The sequence below is a fragment of the Amycolatopsis oliviviridis genome (assembly GCF_014654365.1).
GTDB classification, from domain to species: domain Bacteria; phylum Actinomycetota; class Actinomycetes; order Mycobacteriales; family Pseudonocardiaceae; genus Amycolatopsis; species Amycolatopsis oliviviridis.
On record NZ_BNAY01000005.1, the window covers coordinates 166,904 to 190,915 of the forward strand.

A 24,012-nucleotide genomic window follows, 5' to 3' on the forward strand; every position below is an offset into this window, starting at 1 on the left:
CACTTAGAGGACGAAATGCGGCGGGTTAGTCTGGCCGCGTGACGGACAAGCCCCGCATCCCCAACGTGCTCGCCGGCCGCTACGCCTCGCCTGAGCTGGTCGGACTCTGGTCCCCGGAACGCAAGGTCGTGCTGGAGCGTGAGCTCTGGCTCGCCGTGCTCCGGGCGCAGGCCGACCTCGGCGTCGACGTACCGGACGGTGTCGTCGCCGACTACGAGCGCGTGCTGGAGCAGGTCGACCTCGACTCGATCGCCGCGCGCGAGCGGGTCACCCGCCACGACGTGAAGGCCCGGATCGAGGAGTTCAACGCGCTCGCCGGGCACGAGCACGTCCACAAGGGCATGACGTCGCGTGACCTCACCGAGAACGTCGAGCAGCTGCAGGTGCTGCGCTCGCTGGAGCTGGTGCGCGGCCGCGTCGGCGCGGTATTGGCCCGGCTCGCCTCGATCGCGGTCGAGCACTCCGACACGGTGATGGCGGGCCGTTCGCACAACGTCGCCGCGCAGGCGACGACCCTGGGCAAGCGGTTCGCCACCGCCGCCGACGAACTGCTGGTCGCCTTCGACCGGCTCGAAAACCTGATCGCCCGGTACCCGCTGCGCGGGATCAAGGGCCCGGTCGGCACCGCGCAGGACATGCTCGACCTGCTCGGCGACGAGTCCACTTTGGACGAACTGGAGTCGCGGGTCGCGACCCACCTCGGGTTCGAGAACGTGTTCACCAGCGTCGGCCAGGTGTACCCGCGTTCGCTCGACTTCGACGTGCTGTCCACCGTGGTCCAGCTCGCGGCCGCGCCGTCGAGCCTGGCGAAGACGATCCGGCTGATGGCGGGCCACGAGCTGGTCACCGAGGGCTTCAAGCCGGGTCAGGTCGGCTCGTCGGCCATGCCGCACAAGATGAACACGCGTTCGTGCGAGCGGGTCAACGGGCTCGCCGTCGTGCTGCGCGGCTACCTGTCGATGATCGGCGAGCTCGCCGGCGACCAGTGGAACGAAGGCGACGTGTCCGACTCCGTCGTCCGCCGGGTCGCGCTGCCCGACGCGTTCTTCGCGCTCGACGGCCTGCTGGAGACCTTCCTCACGGTGCTGGCCGAGTTCGGGGCCTTCCCCGCGGTCATCGGACGTGAGCTCGATCGCTATCTGCCGTTCCTCGCGACCACCAAGGTGCTCATGGCCTCGGTCCGGGCGGGTGTCGGGCGTGAAACCGCTCACGAGGCCATCAAGGAGAACGCCGTCGGCGTCGCGCTCGCGATGCGGGAGCAGGGGCTGGCGGAGAACGACCTCCTCGACCGTCTCGCCGCCGACGAGCGCATCCCGCTCGACCGCGGTGAGCTGGACAAACTCCTCGCCGACCGGATCTCGTTCACCGGTGTCGCGCCGCGCCAGGTGGCCGCGATCGCGTCCCGGGTCTCGGACATCCTGGAGCGTTTCCCGGAGGCCGCGGGCTACTCGCCGGCACCGATTCTCTGAAGGGTCGCTCTAGGTGACCAAGGTCTCTTGATCCCTTGAAGTCGCGCGTTTTGGCCGTTAGGCCCCGGGATCGCGATGGCAGGGCGCCCTGATGACCCTCGTGAGCTGCGAGTTCTTCAGGCCGGCGCCCTGGCAGCGTGATCCCGGTCGCGCGATATCAAATACTGAGACGAAATTACTCGATCGGGCGAAATGCCTAATCTCGATCGCTGAACCCGGAGCGCCAGGCCGCCCATGAGGCGGCCTGGCGTGTTTGTATCGCGCCTTGCGCGCCGAACCCACGGAAGAAGCGATGAGATCCACGCTGTCGAAAATCGTCGCCGTCGTCACGGCCGGAGCGGCCACCCTCGCCCTCGCCGCCTGTGGCTCGGGTGACGCGAGCACGAGCGGCCAGAAGCTCCGGGTCGGCACCCTGACCGACGCGCCCCCGTCCATCTACCTGGAGAACGGCAACTTCACCGGGTACGACAACGAACTGCTGCGCGACATCGCCAAGCGCGAGGGCTTCGAGGTCGAGTTCGTCGGCACCGAGTTCGCCGGTCTGCTGGCCGCCGTCGCCACCAACAAGTTCGACATCGGCAGCTCCACGATCTCCACCACCGAGGCCCGCAAGAAGACCGTCGCGTTCAGCAATGGCTACAGCACCGGGTTCACCTCGATCGTCACCAAGAAGGGCGCGGGCCTCAAGGACGTCGGCGCTTACAACGGCAAGCGGCTCGGCGTGGTGCAGGCGTCGGTGCAGGACGACTTCGCGAGCGGCAAGGTGCCTGGCGCCAACGTAGTCCGGTTCCCCGATTACAACGCCGGTTTCGCGCAGCTGAAGGGCGGCAGCCTCGACGGCTGGGTCGTGCCGAAGGACATCGGGCAGAAGTACATCGACCAGAACCCGGACCTGCAGCTGGAGTTCGGCTACACCGTCGAGACCAAGGACACGCCGTCCGCGTTCGCCGTCCGCAAGGACAACAAGGACCTGCTGAAGAAGCTCAACGACGGTCTCGCGAAGGCCGTGGCGGACGGCACCGTCGCCCGCCTGCACGCTCGGTTCTTCAAGACCGAGCCGCTGCCCAAGGAACTCGAGCAGGGCGGCCCCGGCCTGCCCGTGCAGAACTCGGGGGTCTGAACGTCATGAAGAAAACCTTGCTCGCCGCACTGGCCGCCGGTCTCGTCGCCGTGCTCGCCGCCTGCGGTGGCGGCGAATCCGCCACCGAGAAGACCCTGCGCGTCGGCACCCTGAGCGACGCCCCGCCGAACATCTACGTCGAGAACGGCAACTACACCGGCTTCGACAACGAGCTGCTGAAGGCCATCGCCGCCAAGCAGAACCTGAAGCTGGAGTTCGCGTCGACCGACTTCTCCTCGCTGCTGGGCCAGGTCGCGAACAACCAGTTCGACATCGGCAGCTCGGCCATCGCGCAGACCGAAGAGCGCAAGAAGAACGTCGACTTCTCCAGCCCGTACAACTTCGAAGTGATGAGCATCCAGACCAAGGACGGCTCGCCGATCACCGACGAGAAGGCCTTGTCGGGCAAGCGGGTCGCGGTCATCCAGGCGACCGTCGGCGACAAGTGGCTCACCTCGACGGTGCCCGACGCGCAGGCCGTGCGCTTCCCGGGATACGCCCCGGCGCTGGCCGCGCTGAAGAGCGGCGCCGTCGACGCCTACATCCTCGACCAGGCGATCGCCGAGACGAACGTCAAGGAGAGCACCGACACGAAGCTCAAGGTCGTCAAGTCCTTCACCACCGACGTGCCCCACGGCTTCGCGGTGAAGAAGGGCAACAGCGAGCTGCTCACCAAGATCAACGAGGGCCTCAAGCAGGTCATCGCCGACGGCACCTGGGTCAAGCTGCACGAGAAGTTCCTGCCCACGGCGCCGGTGCCGGATCAATTCAAGGCGTGAGGATCACGATGAAGAAGTCACTCGCCGCCGCCGTCAGCGCTGCTCTCCTGGCAGTGCTGGCGGCGTGCGGCGGCGGTGAAGACGCCGGCGCGGGCACTTTGCGCGTCGGCACTCTCAGCGACTCGAAGCCCAACGCCTATCAGGAAAACGGCGTGTTCACCGGCTTCGACAACGAGCTGCTGAAGGCCGTCGCCGCGCACCAGAACCTGAAACTCGAGTTCGTCTCCACGGAGTTCTCGACACTGCTGAGCCAGGTCGCGAACGGCAAGTTCGACATCGGCAGCTCGGGGATCTCGCAGACCGACGAACGCCGCAAGACCGTCGACTTCTCGGCGCCGTACAACTACCAGTCGCTCGGCATCGAGACTCGCGAGGGCGTCGCGATCACCGACGAGAACTCCTTGGCGGGCAAGCGGATCGGCGTCGTCCAGGGCACGGTGTCGGACAGCTGGCTGGCGGCCAACGCGCCCACCGCGCAGGCGGTGAGGTTCCCGCAGGACGCCGCCGCCCTCGCCGCGCTGAAGTCGGGCGCGATCGACGGCGCGATCTTCGACCAGGCGACCGCCGAGGACTACGCGGCGAAGAACCCGGACGCGAAACTCAAGGTGGTCAAGGCGATCACCACGACCATCCCACACGGCTTCGCGGTCAAGAAGGGCAACACCGAGTTGGCGGGCAAGATCAACGCCGGGCTCAAGGCGGTCATCGCCGACGGGACCTGGGAAAGGGTGCACCAGCGGTTCGAGCCGAACGCGCCGGTGCCCGCGGAGTTCAAGGCCGGGCAGAAGTAAGTGGACGATTTCCTCAACACCTTCCTGAACTGGGAGTACATCTGGGAGGTCTTCCCCGACCTCCTGGGGACCGGCCTGCTGAACACGCTGATCCTGTCGGTGTTTTCGGCACTGATCGGCACCGTGCTCGGCATGCTGCTGGCCACGATGGGCCTGTCCAGCAAGGCGTGGCTGCGCTGGCCCGCCAGGGTGTACACCGACATCTTCCGCGGCCTGCCCGCGATCCTGACCATCCTGGTGATCGGGCAGGGCGGCGGGATCCTCATCCCCTCGCTGTCGCGGAATCCTTACCCGCTGGGCATCCTGGCGCTGAGCCTGATCGCCGCCGCGTACATCGGCGAGATCTTCCGCGCCGGTATCCAGAGCGTCGAAAAAGGACAGATGGAGGCCAGCCGCGCGCTGGGCATGAGCTACACCAAGGCGATGGCGCTCGTCGTCATCCCGCAGGGGGTGCGGCGGGTACTGCCCGCGCTGGTGAACCAGTTCATCGCGCTGGTCAAGGACTCCAGCCTGGTGTACTTCCTCGGCTTCCTCGCCGAGCAGCGCGACCTGTTCCGCATCGGACAGGACCTCGCGGCGAACACCGGGAACCTGTCGCCACTGGTCGCGGCCGGTGTCGTCTACCTGGTGATCACCGTGCCGCTGACGCATCTGGTGAACTTCATCGACAAGAAGCTGCGCACCGGCAAGAAGGTCCGGGCCGACGACGACGGCGGGGAACTGGAACTGCTGAACACCGGAAAGGTGCCGATGTCATGACCGCCGCCATCCGTTCGTCCAGCGTCGAACTCCGCGACATCCACGTCTCCTTCGGCACCCTCGAAGTGCTCAAGGGCGTGAACCTCAAGGTCGAAAAAGGCCGCACGACCTGCATCGTCGGGCCGTCGGGCTCCGGCAAGTCGACGCTGCTGCGCTGCGTGAACCGGCTGCAGGAACCCGACTCGGGCGACCTGCTGCTCGGCGGCGAGAGCGTCATCTCCTCCGACCCGGACGCGCTGCGCCAGCGGGTCGGGATGGTGTTCCAGCACTTCAACCTGTTCGGGCATCGCAGCGTGCTGGACAACATCACACTGCCGCTGCGCAGCGTGCGGAAACTCGGCAAGGAGGAGGCGGCCGAGATCGCGCACGCTCGCCTCGCCGAGGTCGGCCTCGCCGACAAGGCGCCGTACCGGCCGAGCGCGCTCTCCGGCGGGCAGCAGCAGCGGGTCGCGATCGCGCGGGCGCTCGCGATGGAGCCCGAGGTCATGCTGTTCGACGAGGCGACCAGCGCGCTGGACCCGGAGCTGGTCAAGGGCGTCCTCAACCTCATGGCCGGGCTGGCCGAGCGCGGCCTGACGCTGCTCGTGGTCACCCACGAGATGGGCTTCGCGCGCAGTGTTGCCGACGAGGTCGCGTTCATGGACGCCGGGAAGATCGTCGAACACGACGCTCCGGAGGCGATCTTCGACGCTCCGCAGAGCGAGCGGCTGCAGCGGTTCCTGTCGCAGGTGCTCTGACGCCGGCCCGGTCCGGGACCAGCCGCGTTTAGTCCTCTGAATGCGGTGAGCGGGAAGCGCGCCACCGCACCGGGCCCACCTCGATCCGAGGCGATCCGGTGAGAAGCGGTGTTGTGAAAGCCACCTTCGCAACGTTGATGGTTGCAGAAGTGGCTTTCACAACGCCTTCGGCAGGCCGCGCACCTGGCGAGCCGTGGTTCGGGGTGGTCGCATTTCGTCCCCTAAATGCGCCAATGCGCGTGAAGGCCCCCTTCACGCGGCTGAGCCGAGGGAAGGGGGCCTTCACTACCTTCAGGGTAGGGAAGGAGGCCTTCGCTACATCACCGATGTGTCCGCGGCGATACCGAGGTCGGGCGTGTTGTGAAAGCCACCTTCGCAACGTTGATGGTTGCGAAAGTGGCTTTCACAACACCGGAACTGGACGACCGCGAGCAGTCTCGCGATTCATGAGTGGCCCCGTCACCCACGCGCGGCTGCGGTGAGCTGGTGTCTCTGGGGCGAACGTGGCGACCTACACGGACCGGATCCGAGATCGACCATGGCCGGAATGCCGTAGGTGCCGACGCCGGTGACTCGCTAATCTGCGGCCATGGCGAGAGTGGCGAAGCTGGTCTATTACCCGGTCAAGGGCTGCGCGGGGACATCGGTCGAAACGGCCGAAGTCACCCCGGCGGGCCTGCGGTTCGACCGTGCCTGGATGGTCGTGTCGCCCGAGGGCGAGTTCCGCAGCCAGCGGAAGCATCCGGTGATGGCCTCGATCGGGGCGGAGGTGACCGACGGCGGCGCCCGCCTGCGGCTCACCGCCCCCGGCACGGAAGACCTGCTGGTCGAAACGGTCACGGAGGGGCCGCGGCATCCCGCGGCGACGTTCACCTGGCAGGGCAAGGGCGTCCACCAGGGTGACGAGGCCGCGGAGTGGTTCTCCGACGTCCTGGGCCTGCCGTCGGTGTTCGTCGGGCTCGCGCCGGAGCACGAGCGCGTCACCAACGGCGAGGTCCCGGGCACCGCGGCCTTCGCCGACGCGCACGCGATCCTGCTCACTTCCGAGTCCTCTTTGGACGGTCTGAACGAGCGCATCGCGTCACGCGGCGCCGAGGCCGTGCCGATGGACCGGTTCCGGCCCAACATCGTCGTTGCTGGCTGGCCGGAGCCGCATCGCGAGGACGACGTCCGTGCGCTCACCGTCGGCGGCCTGGACCTGGGGTACGCGAAGGTCTGCATCCGCTGCACGGTGCCGATGGTCGATCAGGAGACCGGCAAGAAGGCCGGTCCCGAGCCGATCCGGTCGCTCGCCGACTACCGGCGCGAACCCGAGGGCGGGGTCTCGTTCGGGATCAAGATGGCGGTGACCGGGCCGGGTCAGCTGGCCGTCGGCGACGAGGTGATCGTGCACTCCTGGGCGGGGCCCAGCCCGAGCACGGCGGACGCCGAGCCACCGTTCACGGCGACCGCGAGCCGCCCCGCGGAATCGGTGTAGAGCACGTTCCAGCCCGGCGGCACCGTGCCGAAGGTGTCGCCGACCAGCGCTTTCACCAGGACGTGTTCGCTGCTGACCGAGACCGTGCCGGACAGCCCGGCCAGTTCGAGGTCGGCGGGGCTCGCGGCCAGCTGGACGTTGCCGAAGTGGTCGACCGTGAGCACTTCGGCCACCAGTTTGCCGGGGAACACCGCGACGAAAGGGTCCGGCAGGCGTACGAGGTCGTCGACCCGCGGCCCGAATTCCGCGGGGTCGGCGCCGAGCGCGAGATGCGCCGCGGCGGGGGCGAAGACGTCGCGACCGTGGAACGTCGACGACGTCACCGGAAGGCGGTACTGCGGGGCCGCGAGTTCGTACGCCGCTATCACCCCGCTGAGTGTTTCGGCGGCGGGAATGAGGAGCCCGTTGTCCGGGCCGACGAGCGTTCCGCGTTCGGTGACCACCACGACGCCGCGCCGCGACGTGCCGACGCCGGGGTCGACGACGGCGAGATGGACGCCTTCCGGCAGATACGGCACGGTCTGGGCGAGCACCTCGGCGCCGGTCCTGACCTGCTGCGGAGGGATCCCGTGGCTCACGTCGATCACCCGGACGGACGGCGCGATCCGCGCGATCACCCCGTGGCACGCGGCCACGAATCCGTCGCACAGCCCGTAGTCGGTCGTGAACGAAACGCAGTGGATCGGCATGATCAGCCATCATCCTTGATCGCTAGGGTGCAGCCGTGACGACGCTCGAATACCCGAAGATCGCCGCCGGCAAGGTCCGCGAGCTCTACGCCGTCGATGACGAGCATCTGCTGCTCGTCACTTCGGACAGGATCTCCGCCTACGACGTCATCTTCAACACCCCCATCCCGGACAAGGGGCGGGTGCTCACCGCGATGAGCGTGTTCTGGTTCTCCCTGCTCTCCGATGTCCTCCCCAACCACCTGGTCTCCTACGACGACGAACGCATCCCCGCCGAGGTCCGCGGCCGTGCGCTGCTGGTGCGGCGGCTGGCGATGCTGCCCCTCGAAGCCGTCGCCCGCGGCTATCTCACCGGCACCGGCTACGCCGACTACCGCGCCACCGGCACGGTCTGCGGCGTCGAACTTCCGCCCGGCCTGACCGAGTCCTCCCGGCTCCCCGAACCGATCTTCACCCCCGCGACCAAGGCCGATCGCGGTTCGCACGATCAGAACATCGCGTTCTCCGACGTCGTCGGGCAGCTCGGCCGCGAGCGGGCGGAAGAGGTCCGCGAGGCGACGCTGGCGGTGTACCGCCGCGGCGCGGAGTTCGCCGCCGAACGCGGCATCCTGCTCGCGGACACGAAACTCGAGTTCGGCGTCGATCCCGACGGGAACCTCGTGCTCGCCGACGAGGTCCTGACCCCGGATTCTTCGCGTTACTGGCCGGCGGCCGGGCGCACCCCGGACAGCCCGCTCCCGTCGTTCGACAAGCAGCCGCTGCGCGACTGGCTGACCGGTCCCGCGTCGGGCTGGCACCGGCTGGAGAGACCGGAGCCACCACCGCTGCCCGACGAGATCGTCGCCGCCACCAGGGCGAGGTACATCGACGCCTACGAACGCATTACCGGCTGTTCACTCGACGACTGGCCCACCTGATTCGCCCGGCTGACCTGCGGCGTTCACTCCGTCGTCAGTCCGGCGCAAGGCCGATCTGTCCCAATGGGGAACGTGGACGCACGTTTGCTGGTTTCCCTGTCCGGCGTGACCACCCGGACGTTGCACCGCTGTGCCGACCTCGCGGCCGAGCTCGACCGGCGCAAGGTCCCGTTGTCCGTGCTCTACGCCGCCCGGACCGGCGAGGGACCGGTGACCGAGTGGGTCCGGACCCGCCGCGCGCACGGCGACTCCGTCCTCCTGCACGGTTACGACCACCGGATCACCCCCACCCACCGCGCCGTCCAGCTGGGCAAACGCGCGGAGTTCGCGGCTCTCCCCGCGCACGAGGCGCGGCTGCGGCTGATCGCGGCGAAGGCGGCGCTCGACGCCAACGGCATGGCCGTCGACGGCTTCGCGCCGCCGCGCTGGATCGCGTCGGAGGGCACCGTGCAGGCCCTGCGCGAGCACGGGTTCAGGCTGTGCGCGGACCTGGTCTCGGTGCGGGACCTGGTGTCCGGCGAGGTTCAGCGCGCCAGGGTGCAGGAGTTCGGCGGCCCGTCGCACCGGACGGAGACCGTCCGGTGCTTCGCGCTGGTGCTGGCCGCCGCCAGGGCCGCGCGCCGCGGCGGGCTCGTGCGGCTCGGCATCGACGCCGCCGACCTCGCCCGGCCGGGGCTGCGGCAGGCGTTCCTCGACGCCGTCGACGTTTCGCTGGAGAACCGCGCCTTCGGGACCACCTACGGCTCGCTCTCCCGGCCGAAGTCGCTGCAACTAGATTGACGGGATGACCGACGACGCCGACCGGGGTGACGCACAGGCGACGTTGCTGCGGCTCTGGCGCCGGTCGGAACGCGCGACGCGCGGCAGGCCGTCGGTGCTCGACATCGACAGCGTCGTGGCGGCCGCGGTGGCCCTCGCCGATCGCGAAGGCGTCGCGAACGTGACGCTGGCGAACGTGGCGAAGGACCTGGGCGTCACGAAGATGTCGCTGTACCGCCACATCGGTTCCAAACCGGAACTGCTGGAGCTGATGGCCGACTTCGCCGTCGGCGATCCGCCCGAGGTGGAGTCCACGGGCGACTGGCGGGCCGAGCTGACCACGTTGGCCGAGGCCAACCGCGCGGTGCTGATGAGCCATCCGTGGCTGGTCGAGCTGCCGTTGTCCGGTCCGCCCGCCGGCCCGCACGCGGTCGCCTGGATGGACGCGATCCTGCGCACGCTGCGCGAAACCGGTCTCGACTGGGGCACCAAGGGCGGGGTCCTGGTGCTGGTCAGCGGCTATGTCCGCCTCGCGTGCGCGCAGGCCATCCAGCTCGCCGAAGGCAGGAAGGGCAGCGGGCTGAGCCAGGCGCAGGCCGAAAAAGCCTATGGCCAGGGGCTCGCGGAGCTGATCGACCCGGAGCGCTTCCCCGACGCGGTGGGCTTCCTGACCTCCGGGCTGGGCGCGCCCGACCAGGCCGAAGACCCCGACTTCGGCTTCGGCCTCGACGTCGTCCTCAACGGCGTCGCCGCCCTCATCGACGCGAACTGACGACCCTCGTCCCGTCTTTAATATCCTTCGGACACTAATTAGTGTACGTTGGATACTAAAGGTGTTCGAAGGGGGAACAATGAAGTCGTTGCCGACCAGCGAGCGGGTGCTCGCACCGGATCTGGCCAGGGGTTTCGCGCTGTTGCTGGTCGCGCTGGCGCATACCGCGAGCATCTTCCTGGGGAACTCGCCGGGAGTCGATCAGACGCCGCACGGCCTGGAACGGCCGTACTTCGTGCTGCTGTTCGTCTTCGTGCACGCGTGCGCGCTGCCGCTGTTCGGCATGATGCTCGGCTACGGCATGGTGCAGTTCGCGGACCGCCAGCAGGCGTTGGGAGAGTCGTGGCCCCGGACGCGAGGTGTCCTGCTTCGGCGGCACGCGTGGCTGCTGGTCTTCGGCGCCGTCGATGGAGTGCTGTTCTTCTCCGGTGACGTGCTCGGCGCGTATGGCGTCATCGGTGTCGTGGTCACCCTGCTGCTCCTGCGACGCGGCAAGGGCTTCTACCGGCTCCCGGGCCTTTATCTGATTTTCGCCCTCTGCTACCTCGCCGTGCTGATGTACCTGGTGCTCAGCGGGAACGCCGGGAGCGCCCCGGTCCCGTCTCCCGAGGACGCGTCCTCGCTGGCACCGACGTACATCGACGCCCTGCAGGGGCGCCTCGTGGAATGGCCGTCCATCACGCTGGTCCTGCTGCCGTCGATCCTCTTCGTCTGGGTGGGTGCCTGGGCCGCGAAGAAGCGCCTGCTGGAGGAGTCGAACCGGAAGGTCCTCCTCGTCGGCGTGTTCGGCGGATTCGGTGTCGCGATCGCGGGCGCCCTGCCGATGGGCCTCTTCGCCGGCGACTACCTCGGGTTCGACGCCGAGACCGCCGGGTTCGCCAAGACGCTGTACGAGGGAGCGGGCGTGTTCGGCGCGATCGGCTACCTCAGCCTGTTCGGCCTCATCGGCATGGCCGTCGGCAAGAAGCGCCGTGGCCTCGTCGTCACCGCGATCTCCGCCCTCGGGCAGCGCACGCTGAGCGCGTACCTGTTCCAGTCGGTGGCGTGGCTGATCCTGGCGCCGCCGTTCATGCTGGGCCTGGGCGGCCAGGCGAAGGACCCGACGTTCGTGGCGGCCGCCTGCGGACTCGGCGTGTGGCTGCTTTCGGTCGTCGTCGCGTACTGGATGCACCGGAAGGGTTACCGGGGCCCCGCGGAGATCCTGGTGCGGAAACTCGCCTATCGGAGCTAAAGCTTCACCGGCTCCCCGACATCGAGCACCTTCACCTCGGTGCCTTCCGGCGCGAGGTTGGCGAACAGGCCGTAGTGCATCTGCGGCCGCGCGAGGACGGCTTCGTGGATCGGGACGGCGAGGCGCGGCGAAACGGCGCGCAGGTAGTCGACGGCTTCGCCCGCCTTGAGCCACGGGGCGCCGGTGGGCAGGCCGAGGACGTCGATCTTCTGTTCCGGCACGAAGAACGAGTCGCCCGGGTGGTAGAAGGCGCCGTGGTCGACGATGTAGCCGACGTTCGGGATGGCCGGGATGTCCTCGTGGATCACGGCGTGCTCGCCGCCGACGACGTTGACGCCGCTGGAGCCGATGTCGAAGGCGTCGCCGGGGTTCGCGACCTGGAACTCGGCGCCGATCTTCCGCACGGCTTCGGCGGAACCCGGGTCGACGATCAGCCGGGCGCCCGGGTTCGCCTCCAGCAACGTGGGCAGCCTGTCCGCGTCGAGGTGGTCGAAATGCTGGTGGGTGATCAGGATGGCGTCCAGCTCGCGTTCGGCTTCGAACCCCACCGAGAAGGTGCCGGGGTCGATCAGGATCCGCGCGCCCTCGGTCTCCAGAAGTGTGCAAGCGTGTCCAAAATGGACAATACGCATCGGTGTTCTCCTTCGCGGTAGGTCGTTTCCACACTATGCCCGGAGCAGGGCGTCGCCAAGTTCGGTGCGCAGGTACCGCACTTCGCGGCCGCGTCGCCGCGTGTCGAGCAGGCCCGCCGCGCGCATCGCGGTCAGATGCTGTGAGACCGTCGGCGCGGAGAAGCCCAGCCTGCGGGCCAGTTCGGTGGTGCTCGCGGGCTCATTGAGCGTCGCGAGCAGCGCGGCTTTCGTCCGGCCGAGCACTCCCGCGAGCGCGCCGGGCGGGCGTTCGGGATCCGACCAGAGTTCGGCGACCCCGCGGGCCGGGTAGAGCAGCGAAGGCTGCCACGGCTCCATCGTGATCACCCCGACCGACGGCCAGGCGAAGACCCCGGGGATCAACAGCAGCCCGCGGCGATCGAGGTGGACGCGTCCGCGCTCCTTCATTTCGATCACCAGGACGTCGTCGACGAGCCGCACACGCGGGTGGATGTCCTCCAGCACCAGCGCGATGCCGCCCGCGGCCAGGCGGCGTGAGCGTTCCTCGATGTCGGCGACGAGGAAGCGGCGCATCCGCGGCCAGTGCGGTTCGACCAGCTCGGTCCAGGCGATCTCCATCTGCTCGGCGAGCAGATCCCGCGCCACGGCCGGGTCTTCGGGCAGTCCGCTCAGGTCCGCGTCCACTTTGGACAATTCGCGGGCGACCTGGTCCGCAGGCGTGCGGCGGATTTCGGCGAGCTGGGCGGACGCGGTGGTCTCCGGTCCGCTCGGCGGCGGGCTGAGGAAGTCGGTGATGTAGTGCCGCGCGCTCATCACCCTGGCGAAATCGCCGATGGGGAGGCCCGGCAGTTTCGCGGCGGCCTCGCGCAGCCACGGCAGATGACTCGGATGCCCGCGCCGTCCGAGCAGGGTCTGCAGCGCGCCCATGGTCTCGTCGAGCGGCGAGATGCCGAAGCGCACGCGGTGGGCGCTCTCGGCGGTCAGGACCAGTTCGAGCATCCGATTAGGCTATTCCCTAATCAATGGTCCGGCCAGGGTCCCTACGGCAGCGTCCACCGGTATGACGTTGCTCCGAAATACCGGGTATTGGCGCTGGTCGGCGGGGGTCCAGCTAAACCGCCTGCCCGCCACGATGGCGCCGCTGGCCTTCACCGTGCTGACCACCGCGACGACCGGTTCGTACCGGCTCGGCGGCATCATGATGGCCGTCTTCGTCGCCGCCGAGATGGTCGGCGCCGTGCCGACCGGGCGGCTGCTCGACCGCGTCGGCCCCGCCCGCGGGCTGGTCGTACTGCTGCCACTGGTCGCCGCGGGACTGTTCCTGCTGGCCGCGGTCGCTTCCGCCGGCGCCCCGGACTTCGTGCTGCTCGCGCTGGCGATCCCGCCGGGGCTGGTCGCGGGCGGGCTGAACGGCGGCTTCCGGACACTGCTCGCCGCGACGGTGACCGAAGACGAACTGCCCCGCGCCGTTTCGGTCGACGCGATGATCATGGAAGGGGTCATCGTCGGCGGACCGCTGCTGGTGGCGCTCCTGGCGACGTCCGGCCCGGCCGTCCCGGTACTCGCGATGGCCGTCGTCGCCCTGCTCGCGGCCCTGCTCGTGCCGAGGCGAACGGTGCTGCGTGATACACAAAGGACAGTCGAACGCCAGGCGATCCCCGTCGCCGCTTGCGTTCCCTGGCTGGCGGGGTTGTTCACCGTCGGGCTGCTGCTGTCGACCATCGAGGTCGGCCTGCTGCCGCTCGTCCAGCGTCTCGGCGCCCCCGACTCGGCGACGGCGATCGTCATCGTCGTGCTGTGCGCCGCCAGCATCACCGGGAGCGCGCTCTACGCGGCGCGGGGGAAGGTCGGCGACCCGCGGCTGTTCCTGGCGGGCTTCGTACTCGGCGGGATCGTGGTGTCGGCCGGATTCGGCTGGGCCGGGCTGCTCGGCGGGGTCGCGCTGATCGGGCTCTGCACCGGCCCGCTGATGGCGGTTTCGTCGGTCAACCTGCAGAAACTGCTGCCGGAACGCCGCCGGTCGGAAGGGTTCTCGCTGGCCTTCACCGTGCAGGCTTCGGGATTCGGGCTGGGGTCGCTGGCGATCGGTGTGCTGCCGGTCTGGCTGGCCCCGCTGCTCGGAGTGGGGGCCGCGGTGGTGGCGGTGGGTTTGCAGATCCGCACGAGGGTCACAACGAGCGACATATCTGGTGTTCCCGTGGAGCAGGGGCCATGATCGTCAGGGCGTCCGGGGAGGTGGGCGGTGGCCGGTGTCGACGGCTTGGCCGCTCGCGTTCACGCCGCGAGCACCGCCGTTGCCAGGGCCATCGCCGCTTTGCGGCGAAGCCGCGGTCTGCTGATCGAGGCCCTGGCGGAGTACCGCGTGGCCTTGGCCGGTGTGCGAGACCTGGACACGGCCGCGGTGCCAGGCGCGGGAGAACCTTCGGAGCGCATCGCTCGGCTTCGTGCTCGATTGCCGCCGCCGGTGAAGCCGGCTTCCGGCCAAAAGACCCACGGGCTGTGGTTCGCGCGAGGGCGGGGTGAGGCCGAATCGCGACACCTCGTGAGTGGGAAGAAGAAAAGTGTCGATGGTGATCCCGCCGAAGCGACTCACGCCGAGGTGCAAACGTATCTGAAGGAGATCGGTCTGAAGCCGTTGGCGATCGCTTGCTCGCACGCATTCTTCCCGAGGGCGCGACCCTGACCGTTTACGGCGTGACAGAGGACGGCACGCGAACCGTCGACTACTACAGGGGAGAACCCGGATGACTCTCGAGGCGTGCTACCACGGTCACACGGATCAGCCCGTGATCGTCACTGGTGAGGCGGAGCTGGACGCCGTGCTCGATTCCGTGGCCGCGTTGGAAGGCCCGCAGGTCGTCCAGCTCTTCGTCGACGGCGACATCATGAAACCGGATCTCACCGTGGGCCTGCACGGGGATCGGGGAACTCTGCGCTACGCGGACGAGGATCAGGAGTACTACAGCAAGAGCGGTGCCTTCCCGTTACCGGAGCACGGTGAGGTCATCTACTACTTGGGACGCGCGGAGTTCGAGTATCCGGACGACGCTGAGATACCCGCGGCGGACGCACGTAATGCCGCGCAGGAGTTCCTGAGCACCGGAGGTGCGCGTCCGGCTTGTGTGGAATGGGCAGCGGAGGCTTGACCGGCTTCGACGGCCTTGCGGCTCTCGTCTCCTGTGTAATGCTGGTGGCCCGCCCCAGGCGAGCTATTGGCACGCCGTCAGTAACGTCGTAGCCTGGGCTTTGAGCCGAGACACGGGAGAAGTCGATGACCGCAGTCCAGCCGAAGCCGACCGCGCACAGCGTGGGGGAGACCTTCGATTCCCTCAGCCCGGCGACCGACGAGGTCGTCGGCACGTACCCCGTGCACACCACGGAGGACGTCCGGGCCGCCGTCGCGCGTGCGGAGGACGCCGCCGAATGGTGGGCCGGGCTCGGTTACGACGGTCGCGCCGAACGGCTGCGCCGCTGGAAGGGCGTCATCACCCGCAGGCTGCCGCAGCTGTGCCAGGTCGTCCGGGACGAAACCGGCAAGCCGATCGCCGATGCGCAGCTGGAGAGCGTCCTCGCCATCGAGCACATCGCGTGGGCGGGCAAGAACGCGCGCAAGATCCTCGGCAAGCAGCGCCGCGCGGCCGGGCTGATGATGTCGAACCAGGCGGCGACGGTCGAGTACCAGCCGCTCGGCGTCGTCGGCGTGATCGGCCCCTGGAACTACCCCGTGTTCACCCCGCTCGGCTCCATCGCCTACGCCCTCGCCGCCGGCAACACCGTCGTCTTCAAGCCGAGCGAGTACACGCCCGGCGTCGGGAAATGGCTGGTCGACGCCTTCAACGAGGTCGTCCCCGAGTGGCCGGTGCTCCAGCTGATCACCGGGTTCGGCGAGACCGGCGCGGCTCTCGTCGGCGCCAACGTCGACAAGATCGCCTTCACCGGTTCGACCGGCACGGGCAAGAAGATCATGGCCGCGGCCGCCGAGACGCTGACGCCGGTGATCATCGAGGCGGGCGGCAAGGACGCGGTCCTGGTCGACGCCGACGCCGACCTCGAAGCCGCCGCCGACGCGACCGTGTGGGGCGCCTTCTCCAACTCGGGCCAGACCTGCATCGGCGTCGAGCGCGTGTACGTCCACGAACGCGTGCACGACGAGTTCGTCGCGAAGGTCGTCGAGAAGTCGAAGGACGTACGGGCCGGTTCGGACGAGGCCGCGCAGTACGGCCCGGTGACGATGCCTTCGCAGCTCGCGGTGATCAAGCGTCACATCGCGGACGCCATCGAACGCGGCGGCAAGGCGCTGGTCGGCGGCGTCGACGCGGTCGGCGACCGCTACGTCCAGCCGACGGTCCTGGTCGACGTGCCGGAGGACTCCAGCGCGGTCAAGGAAGAGACGTTCGGCCCGACCGTCACCATCGCCAAGGTCCGCGACATGGACGAGGCCGTCGAGAAGGCCAACGACACGAAGTACGGCCTCGGTTCGACGGTGTTCTCGAAGTCGCGCGGCCTCGAACTGGCCGCCCGCCTGCGCACCGGCATGACGTCGATCAACGCGCCGCTTTCCTTCGCCGGTATCGCTTCGCTGCCCTTCGGCGGCGTCGGCGATTCGGGCTTCGGCCGGATCCACGGCCCGGAAGGCCTGCGCGAGTTCGCCCGCCCGAAGGCCGTCGCGCGCCAGCGGTTCACCGCGCCGATCGTGCTGACCTCGTTCTCGCGCAAGGAAAAGACCGACGCGCTGGTGGCGAAGCTGATCACCGTCCTGCACGGGAAGCGCTGACCCGAACTCGCGTGATCAGACCCGGGACTCACGTGCTTGAAGGCGGAACTCGCGTGATCACGTGAGTTTCGCCTTCAAGCACGAGTGATCGCCGTCTGATCACGCGAGTTCGGCGTTAACGCACGCCCCTGATGAGATCAGCTGCCCTTTCGGCGACCATGATCGTCGGCGCGTTCGTGTTCCCCCGCGGCACCACGGGCATCACCGACGCGTCCACCACCCGCAGACCGTCCACCCCGCGCACCTTCAGCGACGGGTCGACGACGGCGTTCTCGCCCGTCCCCATCGAGCAGGTCCCCACCGGGTGGTACAGCGTCTGCGTCTTCTCGCGCACGTAATCGGCCAGTTCGCTGTCGGTCAGGTCGTGGCGCTCCGGCAGGAACGGCTTGTCCAGGTACCGCGCCAGCGGACCGGACTTCCCGATCTCCATCAGGGCGCGCAACCCGGCCAGCATCTTCTCCATGTCGACGGACTCCGCGTAATACGCCGGGTCGATTTCGGGCTTCCACAAGGGATTCCCCGACTTCAGCCGCAGCCGTCCCCGGCTCGCGACGTCCACCAGTGTCGCCGCGGAGGTGAAGCCCGGCACCGTCGGCTCGCGCATCCCGTTGTCGTAGAACAACGTCGGCGCGACGTGGATCTGCATGTCCGGCGGGGAAACCCCGTCCGCGGCGGGGAAGAACGCGCCCGCCTCGCCGATGTTCGAGGCCAGCGGACCGCGTTTGGTGAGCTGGTAGCGCACCAGGCCGCCCGGCGTCGCCGCGTCCACCAGGTCGGTGCTGCCACGGGTCGACCAGATGATCGGGGCGGCCGGGTGATCGTGCAGGTTCTCGCCGACGCCGGGAAGCGCGGCCACGACGTCGATCCCGTGTTCCCGCAAGTGTTCCGCCGGGCCGACGCCGGACAGCATCAGCAGTTGCGGCGAGTTCACCGCACCGCCGCTCAGCAGGACTTCGGTCGAAGCGCGGACCGTCGTTTCCGTGCCTTTGTCCAAATAGGACACACCGACCGCGCGGGTGCCTTCGAAGACGACGCGGGTGGCCTGCGCGTGGGTCCGCACGGTGAGGTTCGGCCGCGACAACGCCGGCCGCAGGTACGCGTCGGCCGTCGACCAGCGGCGGCCCTTCTTGCACGTCACCTGGTAGACGCCCGCGCCTTCCTGCGCCTCGCCGTTGAAGTCGTCGGTGCGCTTGAGGCCCCAGGCGACGGCGGAATCCACCCAGGCGTGCGAAAGCTCGTGGGTGAAGCGACGGTCCTCGACGTTCAGTGGCCCGTCGGTGCCGTGCAGCGGCCCGCCGAGCCGCTGGTTGCCCTCGGCTCGCTTGAAGTACGGCAGGACGTCGTCGAAACCCCAGCCCTCGGCGCCGTGCCCGTCGCGCCAGCCGTCGTAGTCGGCGCGGTTGCCGCGGATGTAGATCATCGCGTTGATCGAGGAACAGCCGCCGAGCGTCTTCCCGCGCGGCCAGTACAGGGTGTTGCCGGTGTGCTTCTGCTCGACCGTCTCGTAGTTCCAGTCGTACTTCGTCTTGAACAGACCGGGGAACGCGGCGGGGATGTGGATCTCGTCGGCGTCGTCCTCGCCACCGGCTTCGAGCAGGAGCACTCGCGCCGACGGATCCTCGCTCAGCCGGTTCGCCAGTACGCATCCCGCGCTGCCCGCGCCGACGATCACGTAGTCGAAGGAGTCCTGATCGGCCACGGTGCCTCCTGCTGCTCGCCCGGTGTTGACGCCCCGCCAATGGGCTCATCTTGGCCCAACGCCGCGCTCCGAGCATCCCCGAGTCGAAGGATCGGTGCGAGCTCAGTCGGAGTCGGGGGCGAACGAGGAAACGCAGGGACCGCCGTCGCCGTCGTCCGAGGTCTCCACCCGGCCCGGCGCCTGTACGCCGTCGATCAGGCCGTCGAGGTGTAGGATCGTCTGCTTCGCGGTGGTCAGCACGTCGGTCTTCGCGACCGTGTACCGAGCCTCGCCGTGGATGATCTGCTGGACGCCGTCGCGGGTCGTGTCGGGCACCTTTTCGCACAGCACGGACAACGCCGCCGGGATGTCGCGCTCGTTGATCGCGTCGACGAACTTGGTGCCCGCCTCTTCCCCGGTCTTGACGTCGGGGCGCGGAGCCGGTCGCGTTTCGACGCTCGGAAGCGGCTCGGGCTCACCGCCGACCTTGGCGTCCCGCACGCACCAGCCGCCTTCGCCGGGGATCATCGCGATCCCGACGGTCTGGCCACCGGTGGTGAACGCGGCCGAGTACTCCTGCGCCGCACGCTGGTGCGCGGGCGTGCTGAGCTGTGCGCCCTCGGAGGCGCCCATGAGCTGCTCGAACGCGTAGGACCGCTTCGAGCGGATCGCGCACCAGAGCTGACTCGCGCGGTTTTCGGCGACGCCGTTCACGAACGACTGGCTGAGCTGCTCCGGCGTCGCGCGCGAAGTGGTGTCCGCCTTGGTCTTGAAGAACCCCGGCGTCACGAAGCCGGTGAACGCGACACTGCCCGCGATCAGGACCAGGACCAGCGTCAGCGTGATCCACAACCAGGTCTTCGACTTCTTAGCGCGCGCTTCGTACCCGTAGTGCGGTTGCCCGTAGGTCATGCGGCAACCGTAGTGAAGTAGGCTCGGGCGGTACCCACGACCTGCGTGAATAAGGAGCAGCCTGCCGTGGCCCGAGTCGTCGTCGACGTCATGCCCAAGCCCGAAATCCTCGACCCGCAGGGCCAAGCCGCGCTCGGCGCGGCCGGTCGTCTCGGCTTCACCGGGATCACCGGCATCCGTCAGGGCAAGCACTTCGAGATCGAGGTCGACGACTCCGTCGACGACGCGACGCTCGAAAAGATCGCCGAAGGGTTCCTCGCGAACCCCGTCATCGAGCAGTGGACCATCAAGCGGGTGGCTGGGGCATGAGCAACAACACTCGCGCCCGGATCGGGGTCATCACCTTCCCCGGCACCCTCGACGACGGTGACGCGGCCCGCGCGGTCCGCTACGCCGACGCCGAAGCCGTCCCGCTGTGGCACGCCGACGAGGACCTCAAGGGCGTCGACGCCGTCGTCGTCCCCGGCGGCTTCTCCTACGGCGACTACCTGCGCGCCGGCGTCATCGCCCGGTTCGCGCCGGTGATGACCTCGGTGATCGAGGCCGCCCACAAGGGCATGCCGGTGCTGGGCATCTGCAACGGCTTCCAGATCCTGTGCGAGGCCGGGCTGCTGCCGGGCGCGATGATCCGCAACGCGGGCCTGCACTTCATCTGCCGCGACCAGTGGCTGCGCGTCGAGAACAACGACACCGCGTGGACCACCCGGTACGACAAGGGCGCCGAGATCCTCATCCCGATGAAGAACATCGACGGGTGCTTCGTCGCCGAGCAGGCCACGCTCGACGAGCTGGAGGGCGAGGGCCGCGTGGTGTTCCGCTACGTCGGCGGCAACCCGAACGGCTCGCGCAACGACATCGCCGGGATCCGCAGCGAGAACGGCCGCGTCGTCGGGCTCATGCCGCACCCGGAGCACGCCATCGACGCCCTCACCGGACCTTCCGATGACGGCCTCGGCATGTTCTACAGCGCCGTGGACGCGTTGTCTTTGATCGCGCGCTGACGTAAACGCGCCGAAGGGGCGCCGCTCCGTACACAACTCACGTTGACTGCGGAGGGCGCCCCTTCATCGCGTTTACGTGGGCCTTCGGCCCGAAAGAGGGCGCGCGATGTGAAGTCTCCATCGGGCGCTGGGCGCCCTCTGGGAGACGGCGTACAGCACCAGGATCGCCGCGAAGACCAGCCCGACCCAGCAGCCGACGCTCGCCAGTATCCCCGCCGCGCGTCCGCTCCCGGCCCGTCAGTCGACCTTGCGCCGGGTCTCCTGATCAGCTGTTAACTCGAAAGCCGCCCGTTGAGACCTACGAAGACTCGACGCCAGGCTCTGACCAGCACTTTATTGCCAAAGTGCGGCGTCTAAGCACCACCACTTCAGGTTACTTGGTCAAATTGGTGTCGTCATCGACAAAGGTTTCAGCTTGCTGAAGAACTAGTTCAACCGCTGCCATCGCGGCGTCGGGCGGGTAGCCGTGCACGGCGAGGAGTCGCTTGATTTTGCTACGTAACCGGGCTTGCACCTGCTCCCGTTTGGACCAGTCAACCGCTCGATCCTTATGAACCGCCGCGACCAGACCCTTCGCGATCTCAGCGAGCTTGTTCGAACCCATCTGACGGACTGCCGACTCGTTGGCCGCTACCGCGTCGTAGAAGGCCAGCTCGTCACCCGACAACCCCAGCTCCGCAGCTCGGCCGCGGTCCGCTGAAACCTCGCGGGCCATCGAAACCAGTTCGTTGATGATCTCAGCCGAGGTGAGCGCGCCATTGGTGTAGCGACGCATCGTCGCCAGCAACCGCTCGGTGAACGTACGTTGCCGGACCAGGTTGTGCGGATTCACCGACCTGATCTCCCGCTCGATGGCGCGCCGCAACGCCTCCAAGGCCAGCTCAGGATGCCTGCTCTGACGAATCCTGCGCACGAAATTCTCATCGAGGTGGGACAGATCCGGCCTCTCCAGCCCGGCTGCCTGGTAGATATCGATGACCTCGTCCGCGGCGACGACCCCGGCGGTCAGCTGCCTGATCAAGAAGTCGACATCTGCCGCGCTCGTTTCCCCACGCTCAAGGCGAGCCTCGGCATCCCACTTGACCAGCCTGATTCGCACTCGCTCGAAGAAGCGGATGTCATCAATCAAAGGCTTCAGCGCCTGCGCCCTGGGCTGCAGGGCAAAGGCGCGCTGCAGGTCACGTACAGATTTGAGGAACCGTTGTTCGGCGTTGGGCTTTCCTTCGTCCAGATCTGGTTCCGGCCGTTTGAGATAGGCAGCGGCCGAGGTGACCGCGTCCTCGTACGAACGTGGCGAGCCAGTGGAAAGTGTTTCCCGCCAGGGGCTACCACCAATCTGCGCCGCGACCACCGAATGGAGTTCCATGACCATGTCCACCGCGCTCTCCGCCGGCCGTCCGACGGGTCTCCCCTGCTGGTCGTCCACGGTATATTCGGCGAGAGCAGCGGTGAGATCACTCGCCACGCCGATGTAGTCAACCACCAGCCCGTGCGGTTTGTCCCGGAATCGGCGGTTCACCCTCGCCAGGGCCTGCATGAGCGAAGCACCCCTCATCAGCTTGTCCAAATAAAGGGTGTGAAGCGGTGGCGCGTCGAAGCCGGTCAGCCACAAGGACTGCACGATGACGAGTTCGAGCGGATCGCTCTCGTTCTTCATCCGGCGCTGAATCGCCTTGAGTCGGGCTGCCGTGCGGACATGTGCCCCGACGGGTAGATCCTCGCCAGGGACACCCGTGTAAACGGCCTTGATGACGCCGCGATCGTCATCGGGGTCGTCCCATGACTCCTCCCTCGGCAGAGGCAGATTTACGATCTCCTCGTAGAGGCGCGCGCAGATGTACCGCGATTGGCAAACGATCATGGCCTTACCCGCGACCCCAGTGGTCTTGCGCATCTCCGCGCGGCGAGCCACCCAGTGCGCGACGATGTCTTCGGCAAGCTCGCGCAAGCGCTCCGGCGCGCCCAGCACATGCTCGATCTTGGCGAAGGCACGATCGGCACGCCTGCGTTCCTCGTCACCGAGTTCAGCGGTGACGTCCTGCGCGCGGTCGTCCAGGTCATCCGTGTCGACGTCACCGGGGAGATTTACCGGGATATGCCGGTTCTCATAGAAAACCGGCACCGTCGCGCCATCGTCCACGGCACGAGTGAGGTCGTAGACGTCGATATCCGGACCGAAGACTGCCCTTGTGTCAGCATCAGCTCGCGAGATAGGAGTTCCGGTGAATGCGATGAACGTGGCGTTCGGCAAGGCATCATGAAGATTGCGTGCCAGCCCATCCTCGAAGTCGTAATGGCTTCGGTGCGCCTCGTCTACGATGACAATCACGTTTCTCCGGGGCGAGACGACTGGATGCCGAATACCGCGTTTGACGTCCTCCGCTGGAAGTCCGAACTTCTGCAGCGTCGAGAAGACGATTCCACCACTCGGCCGGTCGAGAGTCTCGCGGAGGTCATCACGAGTACTCGCTTGAACGGGCGCCTCGGGTAGCAATTCACTTGCCGAAAAGGTTCGATAAAGCTGATCATCCAGATCGAGCCGGTCGGTGAGCACGAGAACCGTCGGATTGCCCAGCGCGGGATGCTTGAGGACCTTCGAGGCGTAGAACTCCATCTCCTTGCTTTTACCGGATCCCTGCGTATGCCAGACTACCCCGGCTCGCCCGTCGGTCGCGACCGCTCGAATGGTCGCTTCAATCGCCTTGTTCACCGCGTGGAACTGGTGCGGCTTGGCAAGCAGCACGGTATCCACTGAGCCGCCACGCTCAGCCGAGTAGGAGAGGAAGTTGCCGATCAGATCAAGGAATCGTCCTGGCTCGAAAGCACCTGCGACGAGAACATCCAAGGCATCATCTGCTTGAAGGTTGGTCCGGTTTCCCTGCTCATCCAGGTTCCATGGAGCCATATGCTCCCATTTGGTGAACGGCGTTCCGATAAGAGCCGTAACACCATCCGAAGCCACCGCAATCTGAGGAATTGCAAATAACGTCGCACCAAACTCTCTCAGATAGGTTCTCAGTTGAAAATACGCGGTCTGACTACTGTCCTCGGATCCAGCAGCCTTAAGCTCAAAAACGGCGAGCGGAAGCCCGTTGACGTAACACACCGCATCAAGGCGCCGGTTGTTCCGCCCATCTGAGATAGTGACCTGATTGGCCACCAGGAACTCGTTGGCAAGTGGATCGGCGAAGTTGAGAACCCATACCGTCGGCGTGCGCTCTCGACCGTCTTGGCCGGTGTAGGTCACCTTGACGCCACGGGTAAGAAGCTTGTGGACGAGAGCATTCTCATGGAACGCGTCCTGCGAGGTACGCCGCCTGATCTGGACGACGGCTTCATCAACGACCTCATCGGGCAGCCCAGGGTTGATGCCGTGAATGGCGCTCCGCAGGCGGGGTTCGATGATCAGATCGTCCCAACCGGAGCGTTCGCCGGTCCGCGGCGCAAGGTCACGTCCCTTGACCGGGTCCCAGCCCCATTCTGCGAGCTGGTCGAGCAGGTGGTGCTCCCAGTCAGCCTCCGTCATCCCCGCCATG

The 24,012-nt window shown here is 67.6% G+C and carries 23 protein-coding genes; 17 read left to right on the forward strand and 6 right to left on the reverse strand.

What is annotated here, in order from left to right:
• Positions 1 to 38 precede the first annotated feature (38 nt).
• The 7 genes from purB (at position 39) to IE302_RS22470 (ending at position 7,132) form a co-directional block, all read left to right on the forward strand.
• Positions 39 to 1,469 carry an adenylosuccinate lyase gene (gene purB / locus IE302_RS22440; RefSeq protein WP_191256462.1) on the forward strand — a complete coding sequence of 477 codons (1,431 nt, stop codon included), beginning with the start codon at positions 39 to 41 and terminating at the stop codon, positions 1,467 to 1,469.
• Between the two features lie 292 nt (positions 1,470 to 1,761).
• The gene (locus tag IE302_RS22445) at positions 1,762 to 2,589 is read left to right on the forward strand and encodes a substrate-binding periplasmic protein (RefSeq protein ID WP_191256463.1); all 828 of its coding nucleotides are present in this window, start codon (positions 1,762 to 1,764) and stop codon (positions 2,587 to 2,589) included.
• A 5-nt stretch (positions 2,590 to 2,594) separates the two neighbouring features.
• Positions 2,595 to 3,368: an ABC transporter substrate-binding protein gene (locus IE302_RS22450; protein ID WP_191256464.1), complete on the forward strand. Its 774-nt coding sequence runs from the start codon at positions 2,595 to 2,597 to the stop codon at positions 3,366 to 3,368.
• Between the two features lie 8 nt (positions 3,369 to 3,376).
• Positions 3,377 to 4,159: an ABC transporter substrate-binding protein gene (locus IE302_RS22455; protein WP_191256465.1), complete on the forward strand. Its 783-nt coding sequence runs from the start codon at positions 3,377 to 3,379 to the stop codon at positions 4,157 to 4,159.
• Entirely contained in the window at positions 4,160 to 4,918 is a 759-nt protein-coding gene (locus tag IE302_RS22460) for an amino acid ABC transporter permease (protein WP_191256466.1), read from the forward strand.
• Positions 4,915 to 5,655, forward strand: coding sequence for an amino acid ABC transporter ATP-binding protein (locus tag IE302_RS22465; RefSeq protein WP_191256467.1), 741 nt, complete (start codon positions 4,915 to 4,917; stop codon positions 5,653 to 5,655). The genes IE302_RS22460 and IE302_RS22465 overlap by 4 nt, the downstream gene beginning before the upstream one ends.
• 589 nt (positions 5,656 to 6,244) lie before the next feature.
• The gene (locus IE302_RS22470) at positions 6,245 to 7,132 is read left to right on the forward strand and encodes an MOSC domain-containing protein (protein WP_191256468.1); all 888 of its coding nucleotides are present in this window, start codon (positions 6,245 to 6,247) and stop codon (positions 7,130 to 7,132) included.
• Here IE302_RS22470 and IE302_RS22475 read toward each other — a convergent pair.
• Positions 7,015 to 7,821, reverse strand: coding sequence for an SAM hydrolase/SAM-dependent halogenase family protein (locus tag IE302_RS22475; protein ID WP_191256469.1), 807 nt, complete (start codon positions 7,819 to 7,821; stop codon positions 7,015 to 7,017). The two genes, IE302_RS22470 and IE302_RS22475, sit on opposite strands and share 118 nt — an antisense overlap.
• Positions 7,822 to 7,856: 35 nt before the next feature.
• Between IE302_RS22475 and IE302_RS22480 the strand changes: the two genes are divergently transcribed.
• From IE302_RS22480 to IE302_RS22495, 4 genes are all read left to right on the forward strand, one after another.
• Positions 7,857 to 8,738, forward strand: a complete 882-nt coding sequence (locus IE302_RS22480; protein WP_191256470.1) for a phosphoribosylaminoimidazolesuccinocarboxamide synthase — start codon at positions 7,857 to 7,859, stop codon at positions 8,736 to 8,738.
• A 63-nt stretch (positions 8,739 to 8,801) separates the two neighbouring features.
• On the forward strand, positions 8,802 to 9,518 hold the full coding sequence (locus IE302_RS22485; protein ID WP_191256471.1) for a DUF2334 domain-containing protein: 717 nt from the start codon (positions 8,802 to 8,804) through the stop codon (positions 9,516 to 9,518).
• A gap of 4 nt (positions 9,519 to 9,522) precedes the next feature.
• Positions 9,523 to 10,269, forward strand: coding sequence for a TetR/AcrR family transcriptional regulator C-terminal domain-containing protein (locus tag IE302_RS22490; protein ID WP_191256472.1), 747 nt, complete (start codon positions 9,523 to 9,525; stop codon positions 10,267 to 10,269).
• A 79-nt stretch (positions 10,270 to 10,348) separates the two neighbouring features.
• Positions 10,349 to 11,500, forward strand: coding sequence for a DUF418 domain-containing protein (locus tag IE302_RS22495; RefSeq protein ID WP_191256473.1), 1,152 nt, complete (start codon positions 10,349 to 10,351; stop codon positions 11,498 to 11,500).
• Here the strand turns inward: IE302_RS22495 and IE302_RS22500 are convergent.
• Together IE302_RS22500 and IE302_RS22505 are read right to left on the reverse strand one after the other, a co-directional pair.
• On the reverse strand, positions 11,497 to 12,132 hold the full coding sequence (locus tag IE302_RS22500) for an MBL fold metallo-hydrolase (RefSeq protein ID WP_191256474.1): 636 nt from the start codon (positions 12,130 to 12,132) through the stop codon (positions 11,497 to 11,499). The two genes, IE302_RS22495 and IE302_RS22500, sit on opposite strands and share 4 nt — an antisense overlap.
• Positions 12,133 to 12,165: 33 nt before the next feature.
• Positions 12,166 to 13,110 (reverse strand): ArsR/SmtB family transcription factor, encoded by a 945-nt coding sequence (locus IE302_RS22505; RefSeq protein ID WP_191256475.1) that lies wholly within the window; start codon positions 13,108 to 13,110, stop codon positions 12,166 to 12,168.
• 61 nt (positions 13,111 to 13,171) lie between these two features.
• Here IE302_RS22505 and IE302_RS22510 point away from each other — a divergent pair, with 61 nt between their 5' ends.
• The 4 genes from IE302_RS22510 to IE302_RS22525 all read left to right on the forward strand — a co-directional run bounded on the left by IE302_RS22510 (position 13,172) and on the right by IE302_RS22525 (position 16,885).
• Positions 13,172 to 14,326, forward strand: coding sequence for an MFS transporter (locus tag IE302_RS22510; protein WP_191256476.1), 1,155 nt, complete (start codon positions 13,172 to 13,174; stop codon positions 14,324 to 14,326).
• A 27-nt stretch (positions 14,327 to 14,353) separates the two neighbouring features.
• The gene (locus IE302_RS22515; protein ID WP_191256477.1) at positions 14,354 to 14,794 is read left to right on the forward strand and encodes a hypothetical protein; all 441 of its coding nucleotides are present in this window, start codon (positions 14,354 to 14,356) and stop codon (positions 14,792 to 14,794) included.
• Positions 14,795 to 14,855: 61 nt separating this feature from the next.
• Positions 14,856 to 15,257, forward strand: a complete 402-nt coding sequence (locus IE302_RS22520; protein WP_191256478.1) for an Imm1 family immunity protein — start codon at positions 14,856 to 14,858, stop codon at positions 15,255 to 15,257.
• 125 nt (positions 15,258 to 15,382) lie between these two features.
• Positions 15,383 to 16,885, forward strand: coding sequence for an aldehyde dehydrogenase family protein (locus tag IE302_RS22525; RefSeq protein ID WP_191256479.1), 1,503 nt, complete (start codon positions 15,383 to 15,385; stop codon positions 16,883 to 16,885).
• Between the two features lie 115 nt (positions 16,886 to 17,000).
• Here the strand turns inward: IE302_RS22525 and IE302_RS22530 are convergent, their stop codons facing one another.
• Together IE302_RS22530 and IE302_RS22535 are read right to left on the reverse strand one after the other, a co-directional pair.
• Positions 17,001 to 18,584, reverse strand: a complete 1,584-nt coding sequence (locus tag IE302_RS22530) for a GMC family oxidoreductase (protein ID WP_191256480.1) — start codon at positions 18,582 to 18,584, stop codon at positions 17,001 to 17,003.
• A 102-nt stretch (positions 18,585 to 18,686) separates the two neighbouring features.
• Entirely contained in the window at positions 18,687 to 19,475 is a 789-nt protein-coding gene (locus IE302_RS22535; RefSeq protein WP_191256481.1) for a hypothetical protein, read from the reverse strand.
• A 66-nt stretch (positions 19,476 to 19,541) separates the two neighbouring features.
• Here IE302_RS22535 and purS point away from each other — a divergent pair, with 66 nt between their 5' ends.
• Complete coding sequence (purS, locus tag IE302_RS22540) at positions 19,542 to 19,784, forward strand: phosphoribosylformylglycinamidine synthase subunit PurS (protein ID WP_191256482.1); 243 nt, start codon at positions 19,542 to 19,544, stop codon at positions 19,782 to 19,784.
• Positions 19,781 to 20,476: a phosphoribosylformylglycinamidine synthase subunit PurQ gene (purQ, locus tag IE302_RS22545; RefSeq protein ID WP_191256483.1), complete on the forward strand. Its 696-nt coding sequence runs from the start codon at positions 19,781 to 19,783 to the stop codon at positions 20,474 to 20,476. The genes purS and purQ overlap by 4 nt, the downstream gene beginning before the upstream one ends.
• A 373-nt stretch (positions 20,477 to 20,849) precedes the next feature.
• Here the strand turns inward: purQ and IE302_RS22550 are convergent, their stop codons facing one another.
• Entirely contained in the window at positions 20,850 to 24,011 is a 3,162-nt protein-coding gene (locus tag IE302_RS22550) for a type I restriction endonuclease subunit R (RefSeq protein ID WP_229907901.1), read from the reverse strand.
• Position 24,012: the final 1 nt, after the last annotated feature.